The organism is Rhizobium sp. NLR22b, assembly GCF_019685295.1.
Classification (GTDB): Bacteria; Pseudomonadota; Alphaproteobacteria; order Rhizobiales; family Rhizobiaceae; genus Rhizobium.
In genome coordinates this window covers 426,467-440,644 of sequence record NZ_JABDWM010000001.1, presented here as the reverse complement: position 1 = coordinate 440,644, position 14,178 = coordinate 426,467, and the positions used below count along the sequence as shown (strand labels likewise).

The following is a 14,178-nucleotide window of genomic DNA, read 5'->3' as shown; positions in this document are numbered from 1 at the left end:
CCGAGATCGGTGTTGATCGCCGACAGCCGGCGCGCCTCAAAGCGTCTGCGTGGTCGAGAATTCACGAGGTCGACTGTTCACGCGACCAATCCTGCGATGCGTGGAACAAGCCACAACATCGCCGCGGTTCCGATAATGTAGGCGCCGACCTGGCGGGCTTGTGCGGGTGGGACGGTCACCAGTGCTCCTGCCAATCCGAGCAAGACCGAAGCCGCGGCCACGAAGATCAGTTGTCCCGCCTCGACGCCCAGGTTGAAGGTTAGCAGGCTCAGCGGCACGTCGGATTGTGGCAATCCCATTTCCATCAGGGCGCCGGCAAAGCCGAAGCCATGCAGCAGACCGAATACGAAGGCTACCACCCATGGAAGCCTTTCGGAAAGCCGTGTCTCACCTGGCTTCATTCTAACAAGTTCGCTCGCAACGAAAGCGATGCTGAGAGCAATTGTCGCTTCGACCGGCTTCTGCGGCAGACTGAAATAGCCGAGCGAGGCCCCAGCCAAGGTGATGCTATGGGCAATCGTAAAGGCGGTGATGGTCTTGATCAGCATCCCGCGCTCTCGAATGAGCAGCAGAAGGGCGAGAACGAAGAGCAAATGATCGAGACCGGAAAGGATGTGTTCGACTCCCAGCAAGAAATAGATTCGAGCGATGTCGAGGCTGCTCTTTGCACCTGCCACGGCGAAAGAGGGTGCAGCCGGCATGAGGCGCACGACCTCTGTGTCGCCGTTTTGATATGCGATGCGAACGAGCGCTTCCGTCATGGTCGACCTGAGTCCATCGATGGTGATCTCGCCGCCTTTCAGTCCGCCTGCACAGATGACCGTCCAGCGCTGGAGATAGGCGCTGCCGCCGATCGATCTTGCTCGGTCTGTTTTTTCGACGCATGGCTTCGGCAGTATTGCATTGAGACTGAGGCGCATGTTGCCCTGCGCCGGCACCTTCCAGATGACCGCGAACTCGTCGCGTGCCGTTTCGCGCAGGTCGAGATAGGCAGGCCTGATTTCGTGAGCAATACCTGAGGTGGCCAGGAACAGCGGGACAAGCACCGCCAGCAATGCGCCGAACCGCATCATCGGCCGGCTTCCGCACTGACAGGGAATTCGATGCTTACCATATAGTGCTTGAGCAACTCGGCAAATCGCCCGTCTTCCAAGGCCCGCCGCTTGGCGTTCGTCCATTCTCGCGCAACGGCATCCCGCACCTCGTCGAGCGCTGGCACTCGGCCGGGCATGCGCCTGGACACCCGGACCAGATGGAGCCCGAAACTGCTGGCGATGGGGCCTGTCCATTGATCCAGGGGGGCCTTGTCGAGTTTCTCGGGGAATTCGACGCCGAAGGTTTGCCCGATCGCCGTCTTGCTCGAAAGCGGTAGGTCGGAGGGAAGCAGCGTCGGGTCGCCCAATAGGTTAGGATCCGCGGCGGGATTGGCCTGCAGCGCTTCGAGGATGGAGGCTGCGTCCCGAGCGGTGCTGTCGCCGTGCCGCTGCGGGTTGAGATATACTTGCTGGAAGGCAAGCATCGGATCAATCTCGAACGTGGCTGCGTTGATCTGCAGATAGGCTTGGAGGTCTGCGTCGGTCGGCGTCAGAACGTCGGCGGCGGCGTCGACGAATTCCATTTTCTGACGCAAACGGCGGCGAACGACCGTGTCGTCTCTGTCGAGCCCGAGCGCCAGCGCCTCGCGCACCAGGACTTCTTCTTTCACATAGTCGTCGATCAGGCCCTTCAATTCCTCCGAGGTCGGCGGCCGCTGCCAGGTCTTGGTGAATAGAATGGCCATCTGCTCGATCTTCGGCGCCGTGACGACGATGCTGCCCGGCTTGTTTTGGATATCCGCGCCAATGAGCCGGTAACCGGCGAAGATCACCAATGCGAGCAGCAGGAAATGAACCAGCGGCTCCCTTAGCATGGATTTCAGCCAGATCGTTCCTGTTCGTTGGCTGGAGGGTGGAGCGGTCGGTCCGGCGGCCTGTTCAGCCGCGGTCATGGCGTATACCAGATCGGCGAGGTGTAGGCGCGCTCGGTCACCGTCATCCGCGTTCCCTCGAGCGGCTTCGTTCCGTACCGTTTGGCATCATAGGCAGTCCATCGCGGCGTCGGAATTTCGATGACGCGCCCGTAGTAAAAAGCCTTCTGCTTGGGATCGAAGCTGGGATCCTTCCAGATGGCGATCAGTTCCGGAGCGCCGATCGTATTGGTCCATGTCGCGTTTTCGACGTTCACGGTGCTGCCGACCGGCGGCAGCTTGCCGTCGGCCCCTGGTTTGCGGTCCCCGCTCCAGGCGACATCGTACACCTGCTCATGCGTCTCGCCCTTGTCGTCCAGCCAGCCCTTGACGATCTGGTAGCGGTCGAGATTGGCCCCGATCGGGTCCCGCAGCGCGGCGACGAGGAACGACGGTGCCTTTCCTTCCGGCGCTGCTCTGAGATCGCCACCCATGGGAACGCCCTTGGCGTAGCCGATTTCACCGGGGTTGCGGGTCTCGGCGTCGGCTTGTTCGAAATTCCAGCCGCCGAAGAAGCGTACGGCCATGCGCGATCCCGTTGTGGCATAGGTCTCCTTGCGTTGCATGGCGTCCCATATCGACTCGCGCGTATTTTCAACCGCCCAGACAGCCGCGTATCCCGACGCGCCGACTTCCCAGTCCATCACCGTGATGCCGGTCTTGTCGTCCTTGACAAAGGTTGCCGTCAGACGCTCGGGGCTCGGCTCCTGCGGCGTGGTCTTGCCGAAGAAATTTTCCTCCTCCATCGCCGAAAGGCCCGTGTGTGCATCGGAGCTGCCGACCAATCCGAACTTGTAAGGGTTCGTACCGAGCTCGGCTTCGAGTTTGAGGCCGTTCTTCAATGCAGACCGTGCATATTCGAACTCGAGCATAGCAGGCGTCTTGCGTTCGCTGGCATCGAGATTGCCGAAATCCCAGATCTCGAAATCAGCAAACTCATCGTTCGGCGACAGCAACGGGTGTGCCTCTCCGGTCCCCTTCGTCTGGGTCGTTTCGTAGAGGCGTTCCCACCTGGCGCGCTGCTCGACATAGGTCTTGTCGACCGGCTTGCCGGTGAAGGATTCGATCAGCGGGAACATGCGCCCATTGGAGAGATTGCCGTTGTGCGCAATCGCCAGCACGTTGCCGCCGGTCTTGTCCTCATAGGCCTGCATCCACTGCCATAGATCGCGCGGGTTGTCGCTGCCCAGTGGTTTCAGCGTGGTATAGGGTACGACCTGGGCGGCCTTGTCGGCATTGTCGCGGAAGATGACGTTGCGATGGAGGTTGTTACCTGCCGTATTGGACGTCCATTCATAGCCGATGAAAGCCGTGAACCGCCCCGGATCGTTATATTCCTCGGCAGCCTTTATCGTGTCCTGCCATGCGTTCTTGTAGGGACGCGTGTCCGGCCCATAGATCATGCTCTGGGGAAGCGTTCCCTTGCCGAAGCTGAAGATGATTTGAAGCGCCGCGGTAGCGCCCTGGCCTGACTTGATCATATCGTACCAGGTCTTCGCCTGCGGATCGGCGATCACTTCGGCCTTGCCGGCGAACAGATCGGGGAACATGCCCATGTTGTCGGAGTGATCGGCCACGACCAGAAAGTCGAGCGGCCGCGACAGCTTCGCAGGCTGGCCGCTTGAGGCCATGACCTCCTCGCCACGGGCGAAGCGGTAAGCGTCACGTGGCGTCAACCTCGCGCCGAACGCGCCGGCGTCGAAGGAGGCTCCCGTATGCAAATGCGTGTCGCCAAAAAGCGGGCGGGTCGGAAAATTTCGTCCCGCATAGGGCGAGTAGAGAGGTTTACTGGTGAATACCCGTCCAGCCGCCCCGCTGTCCAGAGTGCCGATATCGGTGGCCTGCTGAGCCACGGTCGGTAAAGCAGAACCGAGGCTTATCAGCCCGGCAATCAAGAGTTTCCCAGGTGTCCGTTTCATGGCTCTCCCCCCCACTGTGCGAACATTACACTATCGAAGCGGCGCGCTCCTTGATTAGCATCAATGACCGGAGCCCCTGTCCCGGCGAAATCAGCCTTGATATCCTCTGAGGCCGGCCCTGGCGTGCCGACCGCATACATGCCGGTCGGCAGGGTGATGGAGGTCCGACTGGGCTCCCCTTACGGGCGTTCAGTCCTTCGTTGAAACTTGCTGGTGCGACTCTTGCGCCTCGGCTAATATGCAATGGTGAAGCGCGGCAAGGGGGAAATAAGAAGAGCAGATTTGCTTCAACAATAAAGGTCAATCCGGATGATACCGGTGATCACTGCAACCGTTGAAAGAAGGTTCTCGAAGTACTGGAGGGGGAAGATGAAACGTAGAACTGCGCTTACCACGGCGTTCATTGGGGGGTTTCTATTCAGCGCTGGCGCCATGGCCGCTGACATCAAATCGCCGCTGACGCCGGAAGCTCATCAAGCTGAAACCGAAACGGGATGGACATTCGCATTCGCGCCCTACTTCTGGGCGGCAGGATTATCCGGCGATGTCGCGCAATTCGGACTGCCGACTGTCGATGTCGACATGAGCTTCAGCGATATTTTTGACCATCTCGACTTCGGGGCCATGGCTATTGGCGAGGCCCGCTACGACCGCTACAGCATTTTCGGCGACATCATATACACCAAAATTTCCGGCTCAGCAGGTACGCCCAGAGGGTTCATTGCCTCCGACGTAGAAGTTTCGACGGAGACATTCGCAGGCTTGCTCGGCGTCGGCTACTCGGTCATCGATGACAACACCTCGCGACTTGATGTCGTCGGAGCGGCGAGGGTCTGGTCTGTCGACACCGATATTTCGTTCAGCGGTGGCGTTCTGGATGGGGTGACGCGAAGCGATGGCGAGACATGGGTGGACGCGATGGCCGGCTTTCGCGGAAACTACTCCATCACGCCCGAGATCTATCTGACCGGATGGGGCCTGATCGGCGCCGGCCAGGCCGACCTCGATTGGGACGTCGCTGCTGCGATCGGCTACCGTTTCGGCGAGACCGTTTCAGCAGTCGTCGGCTACCGTGCCCTGGGCGTCGATTTCAGCAATGACGGCTTCGTCTTCGATGTAGTGCAACAGGGCCCGATTCTGGGATTGGTCATGCATTTTTGACCTGGTTTCAGGCAGACTTTCGAGCCAATGTCGAGGGCTAAGCCCATGCCGAGCCCCGCGCGGAAGTCCATCGTAGCCTTCAGCGGGCGGAGTGGCTGGCGCTGCGCGCAAAAACGAAAATTTGACGAACCGGCCCGGCAACTTCAGAATCGCTTCACAAACACGCATCTACCCGATGCTCGCCAAAACTTCGGATATAACGGAGAATTTCGTGGCCTGCCACCGTCTGTAGTCGAGGACGAATTTTGCGGAAATCCAGCAATCTCCGGTCATTTGGGCAGCCTCCCACCCGAGTAGTCCTTGATTTTGCGCGGCCGCCAACAATCTGCCGGCATGACTTCGGGAAATGACATATTCGGCCGCCGTCAATCGTGCGGAGACATCGCCCACCCAGGTGCGTTCACCTACGACCGGCGCGAGTGGCACACGCGACATGAGGTCATGCAATATATTGCTTCCGGATTCGGACCTCACGAACAGCGCGATGCTTTCTGGCGGACTGTACCAATCCGGATTGTTAAACAGCCGGCGGGCGATACGCGGCTGAGCGCGATAGAGAATTGTCTCATCCGTCTCCGACCGGCTACAGCGGTCTCCCGCGTCCATGCCGTCCAGGGAACGAAGGTGCCCTTCGAACCATTGTCGGATCAAGGCTTCAGCATAGGCGCTTGCCTGTAACGGGTTGGCGCGCCGATCCGTCGTCGCCACGGGCTCGAATAGTTTGTAATAGGCCATCTCCTTCAGATGGGCGACCGCGGTGTTATGGCTGGCGACGTGATTCTCGACCAGAAACTTTGCGAGGTTGGAAGCGGTCAAAGGAGGACGGGACGGGTCGAGCTTCCGCTCAAAATGCAATGCCAATGCCGCCTGGCTGAGCAGCCACTTCTGCAGATCGGCAACGTAACGCACTATTCTGGGCGCACTGCGATGGATTGCCAGCAGCTCGGAGGCGGATTCGCGCAGAGCCGCGGCAAAGGCGGCGTCCGCCATGAGATCTTCAACACTGTAGCTGCGGCATCTGGTCTGCAGTGAGGCTGAACATAAAGATATCGACATTTTGAAACCGAAGTGCATGCGATGCTGGCGCGAGATAATAAAAACCGCGGATGGTCAAAAGTCACTGCGAGAGTCAGTAACTGGCAAGCTAATTGCCGGTCGAGTGCGCGGCACCGTCGACGGAAGCTGCAGCGTCTCTGGCCCCGCTGCGTCAGGATCGCCGGTTGAATGTTGCGAGCATCGCCGCGCCGACCAGACCGGACAGCAGAGATCCCAGCAGGATGCCCATCTTCACATGGTCTTGGACGGTGGGGTCGTTGAATGCCAGCAACCCGATGAAGAGGCTCATGGTAAAGCCTATGCCGCAGAGGGCGGCCACGCCGATCATTTGCCCCCAGCTCGCCTTCGCGGGAAGGTCGGCCAGGCCGAGTTTGACGAGCAGAAAGACCGTGCTGAGAACGCCGGCCAGTTTTCCAAGTAGCAGGCCCGCCGCCACGCCGAGCGTCAATGGTTCTGTCAGCGTGGCTGCCGAGGCGCCGATGAAGGAGACGCCGGCATTGGCAAAGCCGAAGATCGGAACGACGATGAATGCGACTGGCCTGTGGAGGATGTGCTCGAGGTGGTGCAACGGCGACTGGTCGTGGCTTGCCTCGGGCGTACCAGGCGTCACCTTCAGCGGAATCGTCAGAGCGAGAAGAACGCCGGCCAGCGTCGCGTGGATGCCGGATGCGAAAACGAGCACCCACAGCACGGCGCCGAGCAGCAGATACGGCCAGAGCTTCAAAATCCTGGCGCGGTTCATGCCGTAGAGCGCCGCAAGCACTGCCGCAGCCCCTGCAAGCGCCAGGAGGTTGAGATCGTTCGTGTAGAACAGCGCAATGATCACGACCGCCCCCAAGTCATCGATGATCGCCAGTGCCGCCAGGAAGATCTTCAACGAGGCAGGCACCCGTGGGCCGAACAGCGAGATGACGCCGAGCGCGAATGCGATGTCCGTCGCGGTTGGGATCGCCCAGCCGCGCAGGGCGGCCGGGTTTTCCCAGTTGAACAGGATGTAGAAGAGGGCGGGGAAGAGCATGCCTCCCATTGCCGCCGCGCCCGGCAGGATGCGGCGGCTCCAGCTGGAGAGCTGGCCATCGAGCATTTCGCGCTTGATCTCGAGCCCGACGAGGAGAAAGAAAAGCGCCATCAGCGCGTCATTGATCCAGTGCAGCAGGCTGAGCGGCCCCAGAGGGATGTGAAGCGCGTGGAAGTAAGCCTCTGCGAGTGGTGAGTTCGCCGTCACGATCGCCGCCAAGGCGACTGCCATCAGCACGAGACCGCCCGACGCTTCGCTGTCGAGGAACTGACGAAGAGTGGATCGGATGAGGCCTGGAGAGATTGGCGACGACACCGGTCAGCGCTCCCTTTGTTTTGGAAGGTTGATCTTCAGTCTCCGTCGATTTCGGGAAAGCCCGCGGCGCACGCAGCACACGCCATCCCCTGCAGGATAAAGGGGCCGCATCGCCATTTCCAGCGAAATCGACCCGATCCGGAAAGATCATGGAGAGGCGCAGGGTTCGTTGGACCTGCCATTCGCTTCATTTTCACTGAAACGAGTAACCAGCCGGCACCATCTGCGTTTCTATCGTGAAGGTGACGATGTCGCCGAGTTCGGGGATTGCGAAATCCAGCCCCCAATCGCTGCGACGGATGCTGCCGGTCGCCGAGAAGCCGATCTTCGGGACGCCCATCATCGGGTGCTCCGCCATTGAGCCGTTGAAGGTCACGTCGAGCGTTGCCGGGTGCGTCACGCCGCGAAGGGTCAGGAGGCCTTCGACGGTGCCGGTCTTCTCGCCCGTCACGTGGATCGTCCTGGAAACGAAGGTGATCGGCTTGGCTGCAAGGAAGTTCTCGTCTCCGCCGATCTCCGCATCGAAGTTGACCTTCTCAGGCCAGGGATAGTCGGTGCGGACCGAAAGCGGATCGATCGTGACCGAAAGCGTGGAGGTTTCCGGCTTTTGCGGCTTCCAGTCGAGCCGCGCATCGACTCCGGTAAAGCGGGCCGTGTAGTGGGACAGGCCGGAATGGTCGAAGGACCAATTGAAACTCGAATGCGAAGGATCGGTCTTGTAGGCACCGCCCGGTGCAGGATCGGCGGCGGCGGCAGAGGTGAAGGCCGTGCTCAAGGCCAGAGCAAGGGTGCATGCGGTTGTACGAAGCATTGATAGTTCCTCGGATGTGAAATGATGTGGCTGTCGGCTCAGGCCGCCTTGTCGCGGTGGATCGTCTGGAGGCGCTCCCAGACGCGGCCGGGCTGGGGGATGTCGAGATCGAATACTGCCTGGAATGTGTCGCCGAGATGGCTCGCGCTCGTAATGCGCTCCTCGCTGAGGCTGTTCGCCGTCACACGGCGCAGACGGTCGTTCTGGAGGGCGACGTAGCCGTCCGCCGTGTGCCGCAACACCGCGAGCGCCTGGGTGAACGGCGAGCCGGGATCTTGCATCAGCCAGCCTTGTGTTGCGGCCATCGCGGCTTCGTCGCTGTGGTCGAGCCGGAAATCGAAGCTTTTCGCGATGCCGAGCACCTGATTATTGAAGCGCAGCCAGCTCCCGTCGGCCGGCATGATGGAGAAGTCAAAGCCGCGTTGGCTGATCGGCCCGGCCACAAGCGGCACCGGCTCGATGATGGCGTCGGCTACGCCGACCTCGGCGAGATAGGAACGGTCGAGGTCGACCCGCAGCGTCAGATGATTGCCGATGGCGATGTCGCCGAGCTTTTCGCGATCGACGGCGCCGCAAAGGCGGGTCACACGGAAACCCAGGGCTGCAAGCGCGGCGCCGAAGAGGCCGTTCATCTCATAACACCAGCCGCCGCGCCGCCCCTCGACCATCTTGGCGAATGCCGCAGCCGGGGTGATCTGGGAAGGCCATCCCATGAAGGCGTCCAGTGCCTCCCATGTAAAGCTCATGAGATGGGCGCGGTGCAACTGCGACAAGCTGTCGATGTCGAGGCGCGACGGCCGCTCGACTCCGATCCGGGCCAGATAGGCATCTATCTGTTGGGCTGTCAGGGGCATTGCGTTTTCATTTGAACGTGCATGTGTCATCGTTCGGTCTCCTTTCATTGGACCGTTGCTCAGGTCCGGCGGTGCGACTCCGTTGGTTCAGGCGACCTTGCGGCCGTCCTCAGGTGGGAAGGTCAGCCCGAAACTTTTGGCGACCGAGGCGACCTGCTCAGGTGTTTCGGGCTTGCAGAGTTCTACGATCGAAAAGAAACTTTCGAACCCGCCCGGTGTGACCACGACCATGAGGCGGCCCTCCGTTTTCCCCACATTGCGGAAACGGTGTGGCACACCACGCGGCAATGCGATGCAGCCGCCTTCCGCAAGTTCGACATAATCTCCGGCGCACCAGAAGCCGAAGCGCCCGGCAAGCACGCGGAAGAACTCGTCCTCGCGCTCGTGTACGTGCAGCGGCGGTCCTTCGCCGGCCGGCACGAAAGCTTCGAACATGCCGAGCGAACCGCCAGTATTGGCCGCCATTATGCGGATGACATGCTTGCCGAACGCCATTGCCGGCGTCCCACGCCCGGACGGCGAGACCGCAGCTTGGGTGAATGTCATCATGTCGGGTCTCCTTTGCTTGAGTACGCCCCACCGATTACTTTGCGCCCTCTCCTATGATAAGAGGGATTAACTGACATCATTGTATGGATAATTGTACTCATGAAAACGCTTGATCCGCTTGACGGGATTGCCGCATTCCTAACGGTTTCCACGCATCTGAGCTTCACGAAGGCGGCCGAGGAACTGAGCATGGCGCGGGCGACGGTCGGCGCCCAGGTCAGGCAGCTCGAGGATCGCCTTGGCATCCGCCTCTTTCAAAGATCGACGCGCAAGATCGTCCTGACGGAGGCCGGGGCAGCCTACAGGGAAGCGCTTTCGGGAATTCTGCCGCAGATAAGAGAGGCCGAACGGGCCGCAATCTCGTTTCAGAAGGAAGCTGTCGGGCGATTGCGGGTGTCGGCGCCACCCGACCTCGGGCAGCTCGTGATCGTGCCGGCAGTTTCGGAGTTCCTCAAACTCAATACGGCTGTGTCTATCGAACTCGACCTGTCACATCGGCCCGTGAACTTGGTCGAGGATGGCTTCGACCTTGCAATACGAGGCCGCCTTGAGGTCGATATCAATCTCATCACCCGACAACTGGCGACATCGTCAATCGTAATTTCCGCTTCACCGGCCTATATTGCCGAACACGGGGCACCAATGACGCCGCACGACCTCGCTCACCACGCCTGCCTCCACTTCGCCGAACTAAGATGGGGGCGGATTTGGCCGTTCAGCAGGGACGGTGAGGAGTTTCGCATCCCCATCGTACCCCGCCTGGAACTTAATCACAGTCTTGGTCTGCGCGACGCCGCCGTGCTCGGACTCGGCATTGTCCTTCTGCCCGACTTTATCGTCGGGGAAGACCTCAGGCAGGGCCGGTTGGTCCGTCTTCTCCCCGATTGGGATATCAGTACGATACAGTTGCAAGCGGTCTATCCGGCCAATCGCCATATCGCGGTAAAGGTCCGACGCTTCGTCTCGTTCCTGGCAGGCAAACTGCGACTATAGACGAGGTCCCAATCACCTATGGCATACAGCCTATCGAGACGCTGCTGAGCCCGTTCCCTGTCTCGAAGTATGCGGCTACTCCACCGGAATTTCGACCCCGATCGCGCCGATCATTCATCACCGCGGCGACGAACGAGCTTTACATCGTGAAGGGTGTTGCCGGCATTCCGCTGCGCCTGATGCTCGACTGGCATCTGAGCGATGGCAGAAGCGAGTTCACGAACCGGGAAACGCGGTTGACCGCCGGCGCACGCATGCCGGAGATCAAGGACAATCTCGAAACCCGGCTCTTGCTGTTGCGCCGCCGGCTTGAAGAAAAGCAGGCGCCCATCCGCCTCGCCCGCATCGGCAGGGGCCGCGTCAGGCTGGAGGCGGAAGGACCGCTGTTCCTGGAAGCCGTCGCAGGGGAATCCCCCTAAGCTGAGTGCTGGCGCAATCCTCCGGCGGCGCCTGCGCCAAACGAGCACCACCACTGCCCCACGAGCAAAGCCGTACCATCGTGCGAAGGCCGATCACCAATTCGTGTTCGTCATGCCTGTAACAAGCGGGATCGTCGGCTCGAAAGAGGGATTACGCGGCCGATGACCGGTGCGCGGATATTTGCAAGAGGACCATCCATGAACCGTTCCACTCTCACCCTCGCCCTCGCAGGCTCGCTCGCCACTGCGATTTCATCCGCTGCCTTCGCCGCGCCGCTGCCGGCGGAGAAAATGGTGGGCAACGAGAAATGCTATGGCATCGCGCTCAAGGGTCACAATGATTGTGCCGCCGGTGCCGGCACGACCTGCGCCGGGACATCGACGATGGATTATCAGGGGAACGCCTGGAAGGCCGTCCCGGCCGGCACCTGTGTCAGCATGAATGTCAACGGCCACATGGGTAAGCTCGAGCCGACCAAAGGCTGACCCGAAAGCGGAGGCCCGACACCCGGGCCTCCATCTTTTCTGGCCAAATCGGGAGAATTGCGATGACCGCTTCAACAAACCGACCTGTCCTCCTGCCTGCGCGGGCCGGCCTCGGCTTAAAACCCGAGCATTACGACACTATTCTGGCCGATCTGCCGGATGTCGGCTTCTTTGAGGTCCATGCCGAGAACTACATGGGCGCAGGTGGGCCGCCGCATTGCTATCTCCAAGCCATCACGGAACACTATCCGCTGTCGCTGCACGGTGTCGGCTTGTCGATCGGCGCGGCGCGCGGGCTCGACACGGCGCATCTGAATCGACTTCGCAGCTTGATCGACTGCTATCGGCCGCAGAGCTTTTCCGAACATCTGGCCTGGTCGACGCATGAAACGGGATTTCTCAACGATTTGTTGCCGCTACCCTACACGGAAGAAACGCTGGCACGCGTCGTCGACCATGTCGATGAAACGCAACAGGCGCTCGGGCGACAATTGCTGCTGGAAAACCCTTCCACCTATACACTATTCGCCGACAGTACGATCGATGAAGTGGATTTTCTGGGGGCGATCGCGCAGCGGACGGGCTGTGGCCTTCTGCTCGACGTCAACAATGTGATGGTCTCGGCGGTGAACCACCGGCTCGATGCCGCCACCTATATAGATCGTTTTCCGGTCGATCTCGTCGGCGAGATTCACCTTGCCGGCTACGACGAAACCGTCGACTCCACCGGCGACCGGCTGCTGATTGACGCGCACGCGACGGCCGTGAAGAGCGATGTATTGGCGCTCTACGAACATACCCTCGCGCGCACCGGCGCACTCCCGACGCTGATTGAATGGGACAATAATGTTCCGGATTTCGCCACACTGTATTCAGAGGCGAAACGTGTGGATGCGATGCTCGCCGCCGAAACGTTTCGCCGCGGCGGGCACCGGACCCGGGCGGCGTGACGATGGATTTCCCAACTTGCCAAACCGCCTTCGCCGATGCCTTGCTGCATGCCGAGCGGCCGGTGCCGGACGGCGTGATCAATGCACGCGGCAAGCCCGACGCGGCGCGGTTTGCCGTATACCGCAACAATGTATTCGTCGGGCTGACAAAGGCGCTGGCGCAACGCTTTCCGGTGACGGAGAGGCTCGTCGGTTCGGAATTCTTTGCGGCCATGGCGCGGGCCTACGCCCAGAATCATAAGCCGGCCTCGCCGCTGATCATGGAATATGGCGACGATTTCCCCGACTTCATCACAGCTTTCGAGCCTGCAGGCACGCTTGTCTACCTGCCTGACGTCGCCCGGCTCGAGGCCGCTTGGACGGAGGCTTACCACGCCGCAGACAGCGCGTCTCTCGATCCTGCGGCACTGAGAGCCGTGGCGCCCGAGATTCTTTCGGATTTGCGGCTCGTCCCGCACCCCTCGGCGCACCTGATCCTATCGAATTTTCCGGTTGGTTCGATCTGGAGCGCACATCAAGAGGAGATGGTTTCGCCGGTCTCCGACTGGGGCGGCCAAGCGGTCCTGGTCGTGCGACCGGAGATGTCGGTGAATGTTCATATCCTGCCGCCGCGGGACGCCGTTTTTGCAGCCGCCTTGTTCAATGCCGCCACTCTTGGCGAGGCGGCAGAGGCGGCATTTGCGGCTGCCCCCGAATTCGATTTCGGAACGGCGCTGGTCGGCCTTGCCGGTCTCGGCGCGTTCAGCACCCTTCAACAGTATAAAGGAAACTCCACATGAAAACCGAAATGGTCCCTTCGTACGGCTTTGGTGCGGCCGCTGCCTCCCTCGTCACGCGTGCGGAAGGCCTGCTCGCCTCCGTTCCCAGGTCGCTGCCGCTCTTGGCATTGCGTTTTGCGCTGGCTATTCCCTTCTTCAAGTCGGGGCTGACGAAATGGGACGGCTTCCTGACGCTTTCATCGGGCGCAAGATATCTTTTCGAGCAGGAGTTCAAGCTTCATGTCTTCGGCAGCGCAGTCGCCTACCCGTTTCCTCTGACGATGGCGACGGCCGCCGGAATCGGAGAATTGGTCCTGCCAATTCTGCTGATCCTCGGCCTGGCCACACGCTTCGCTGCTCTCGGTCTGCTTCTGATGACGGCGATCATCCAGCTCACCATCCCGGATGGCTGGGCGAATTTTCACTTGCCCTGGGCGGCAATGGCGCTGGCATTGGTCGTGTTCGGTGGGGGCAAGATCGCGGTTGATCCGTTTGTCTTTGCAGCGCCGCAAATGACGCGGCGGCCACACGCGTCATCTCCCCGAGGCGGCGCTCAGCCGGGATGAAGCCTTGCGCCGGACCGGAAAGATGCTGGCGTAGAACTGTCCGGCGTCAATGGCGTCGGCGGCTGCCACGCTCTCGACCATCTCATGGTCCTGCGATCCTGCCGCAGTGCTGGCATCCAACACGCTAGCGCCCGGTGCTGTGATCAACGTCAGCAATGGAAGGAACTCGAAGCGCAGCCGGAACCGACCAGCGTTTCGATCTCAGCCCCAGCCTGGGCCTTGCCCCGTCCACCGGATTGGCCGGGCCGAGGCGCTCCGGTTTTCGAAGCGAAGTGTCTCCGCCGCTCCCCCGAGCGCGGCGGAGACACGCAGCGCGCC

The 14,178-nt window shown here is 60.9% G+C and carries 15 protein-coding genes; 7 read left to right on the top strand and 8 right to left on the bottom strand.

The features are described 5' to 3' along the window. Window positions 1–77 precede the first annotated feature (77 nt). Genes HJC00_RS02050 through HJC00_RS02040 form a run of 3 tightly spaced genes read right to left on the bottom strand, consistent with a single transcriptional unit; the run spans window position 78 to window position 3,924 of the window. Window positions 78–1,073: a HupE/UreJ family protein gene (locus HJC00_RS02050; protein ID WP_210631695.1), complete on the bottom strand. Its 996-nt coding sequence runs from the start codon at window positions 1,071–1,073 to the stop codon at window positions 78–80. Continuing rightward, complete coding sequence (locus HJC00_RS02045; RefSeq protein WP_247241687.1) at window positions 1,070–1,987, bottom strand: peptidyl-prolyl cis-trans isomerase; 918 nt, start codon at window positions 1,985–1,987, stop codon at window positions 1,070–1,072. The genes HJC00_RS02050 and HJC00_RS02045 overlap by 4 nt, the downstream gene beginning before the upstream one ends. Beyond that, on the bottom strand, window positions 1,984–3,924 hold the full coding sequence (locus HJC00_RS02040) for a DUF3604 domain-containing protein (RefSeq protein ID WP_221122739.1): 1,941 nt from the start codon (window positions 3,922–3,924) through the stop codon (window positions 1,984–1,986). The genes HJC00_RS02045 and HJC00_RS02040 overlap by 4 nt, the downstream gene beginning before the upstream one ends. A gap of 432 nt (window positions 3,925–4,356) precedes the next feature. Here HJC00_RS02040 and HJC00_RS02035 point away from each other — a divergent pair, with 432 nt between their 5' ends. Further along, entirely contained in the window at window positions 4,357–5,085 is a 729-nt protein-coding gene (locus tag HJC00_RS02035) for a hypothetical protein (RefSeq protein ID WP_259669841.1), read from the top strand. 168 nt (window positions 5,086–5,253) lie between these two features. Here the strand turns inward: HJC00_RS02035 and HJC00_RS02030 are convergent, their stop codons facing one another. From HJC00_RS02030 to HJC00_RS02010, 5 genes are all read right to left on the bottom strand, one after another. Continuing rightward, the gene (locus HJC00_RS02030) at window positions 5,254–6,075 is read right to left on the bottom strand and encodes a hypothetical protein (protein WP_210629271.1); all 822 of its coding nucleotides are present in this window, start codon (window positions 6,073–6,075) and stop codon (window positions 5,254–5,256) included. A 217-nt stretch (window positions 6,076–6,292) separates the two neighbouring features. Beyond that, entirely contained in the window at window positions 6,293–7,474 is a 1,182-nt protein-coding gene (nhaA, locus tag HJC00_RS02025) for a Na+/H+ antiporter NhaA (protein ID WP_210629270.1), read from the bottom strand. A gap of 193 nt (window positions 7,475–7,667) precedes the next feature. Further along, the gene (locus tag HJC00_RS02020; protein ID WP_210629269.1) at window positions 7,668–8,285 is read right to left on the bottom strand and encodes a YceI family protein; all 618 of its coding nucleotides are present in this window, start codon (window positions 8,283–8,285) and stop codon (window positions 7,668–7,670) included. 38 nt (window positions 8,286–8,323) lie between these two features. Continuing rightward, on the bottom strand, window positions 8,324–9,139 hold the full coding sequence (locus tag HJC00_RS02015) for an arylamine N-acetyltransferase (protein ID WP_247241686.1): 816 nt from the start codon (window positions 9,137–9,139) through the stop codon (window positions 8,324–8,326). 87 nt (window positions 9,140–9,226) lie between these two features. Next, window positions 9,227–9,688 (bottom strand): cupin domain-containing protein, encoded by a 462-nt coding sequence (locus tag HJC00_RS02010; protein WP_210629267.1) that lies wholly within the window; start codon window positions 9,686–9,688, stop codon window positions 9,227–9,229. A 99-nt stretch (window positions 9,689–9,787) separates the two neighbouring features. On the opposite strand from HJC00_RS02010, the gene HJC00_RS02005 reads away from it, so the two are divergent. The 6 genes from HJC00_RS02005 (at window position 9,788) to HJC00_RS01980 (ending at window position 13,860) form a co-directional block, all read left to right on the top strand. Then, window positions 9,788–10,681 (top strand): LysR family transcriptional regulator, encoded by an 894-nt coding sequence (locus HJC00_RS02005; protein ID WP_210629266.1) that lies wholly within the window; start codon window positions 9,788–9,790, stop codon window positions 10,679–10,681. A 146-nt stretch (window positions 10,682–10,827) separates the two neighbouring features. After that, window positions 10,828–11,100: a hypothetical protein gene (locus tag HJC00_RS02000; protein ID WP_259668837.1), complete on the top strand. Its 273-nt coding sequence runs from the start codon at window positions 10,828–10,830 to the stop codon at window positions 11,098–11,100. Window positions 11,101–11,298: 198 nt separating this feature from the next. Beyond that, the gene (locus HJC00_RS01995) at window positions 11,299–11,586 is read left to right on the top strand and encodes a DUF2282 domain-containing protein (protein WP_210629265.1); all 288 of its coding nucleotides are present in this window, start codon (window positions 11,299–11,301) and stop codon (window positions 11,584–11,586) included. Between the two features lie 62 nt (window positions 11,587–11,648). Then, window positions 11,649–12,536, top strand: coding sequence for a DUF692 domain-containing protein (locus HJC00_RS01990; protein ID WP_221163575.1), 888 nt, complete (start codon window positions 11,649–11,651; stop codon window positions 12,534–12,536). A 2-nt stretch (window positions 12,537–12,538) separates the two neighbouring features. Next, window positions 12,539–13,315, top strand: coding sequence for a DUF2063 domain-containing protein (locus HJC00_RS01985; RefSeq protein ID WP_221102922.1), 777 nt, complete (start codon window positions 12,539–12,541; stop codon window positions 13,313–13,315). Further along, window positions 13,312–13,860 carry a DoxX family protein gene (locus HJC00_RS01980; RefSeq protein ID WP_247241680.1) on the top strand — a complete coding sequence of 183 codons (549 nt, stop codon included), beginning with the start codon at window positions 13,312–13,314 and terminating at the stop codon, window positions 13,858–13,860. Before HJC00_RS01985 ends, HJC00_RS01980 begins: the two co-directional genes overlap by 4 nt. Window positions 13,861–14,178 lie beyond the last annotated feature (318 nt).

Bases quoted from the DNA above. Each gene is read 5' to 3' on its own strand.
- HJC00_RS02030 (WP_210629271.1), bottom strand. From the start codon at position 6,075: ATGGCGGACGCCGCCTTTGCCGCGGCTCTGCGCGAATCCGCCTCCGAG.
- HJC00_RS02045 (WP_247241687.1), bottom strand. From the start codon at position 1,987: ATGACCGCGGCTGAACAGGCCGCCGGACCGACCGCTCCACCCTCCAGC.
- HJC00_RS02040 (WP_221122739.1), bottom strand. From the start codon at position 3,924: ATGAAACGGACACCTGGGAAACTCTTGATTGCCGGGCTGATAAGCCTC.
- HJC00_RS01995 (WP_210629265.1), top strand. From the start codon at position 11,299: ATGAACCGTTCCACTCTCACCCTCGCCCTCGCAGGCTCGCTCGCCACT.
- HJC00_RS01985 (WP_221102922.1), top strand. From the start codon at position 12,539: ATGGATTTCCCAACTTGCCAAACCGCCTTCGCCGATGCCTTGCTGCAT.
- HJC00_RS02010 (WP_210629267.1), bottom strand. From the start codon at position 9,688: ATGATGACATTCACCCAAGCTGCGGTCTCGCCGTCCGGGCGTGGGACG.
- HJC00_RS02050 (WP_210631695.1), bottom strand. From the start codon at position 1,073: ATGATGCGGTTCGGCGCATTGCTGGCGGTGCTTGTCCCGCTGTTCCTG.
- HJC00_RS01990 (WP_221163575.1), top strand. From the start codon at position 11,649: ATGACCGCTTCAACAAACCGACCTGTCCTCCTGCCTGCGCGGGCCGGC.
- HJC00_RS01980 (WP_247241680.1), top strand. From the start codon at position 13,312: ATGAAAACCGAAATGGTCCCTTCGTACGGCTTTGGTGCGGCCGCTGCC.
- HJC00_RS02020 (WP_210629269.1), bottom strand. From the start codon at position 8,285: ATGCTTCGTACAACCGCATGCACCCTTGCTCTGGCCTTGAGCACGGCC.
- HJC00_RS02015 (WP_247241686.1), bottom strand. From the start codon at position 9,139: ATGCCCCTGACAGCCCAACAGATAGATGCCTATCTGGCCCGGATCGGA.
- HJC00_RS02005 (WP_210629266.1), top strand. From the start codon at position 9,788: ATGAAAACGCTTGATCCGCTTGACGGGATTGCCGCATTCCTAACGGTT.
- HJC00_RS02035 (WP_259669841.1), top strand. From the start codon at position 4,357: ATGGCCGCTGACATCAAATCGCCGCTGACGCCGGAAGCTCATCAAGCT.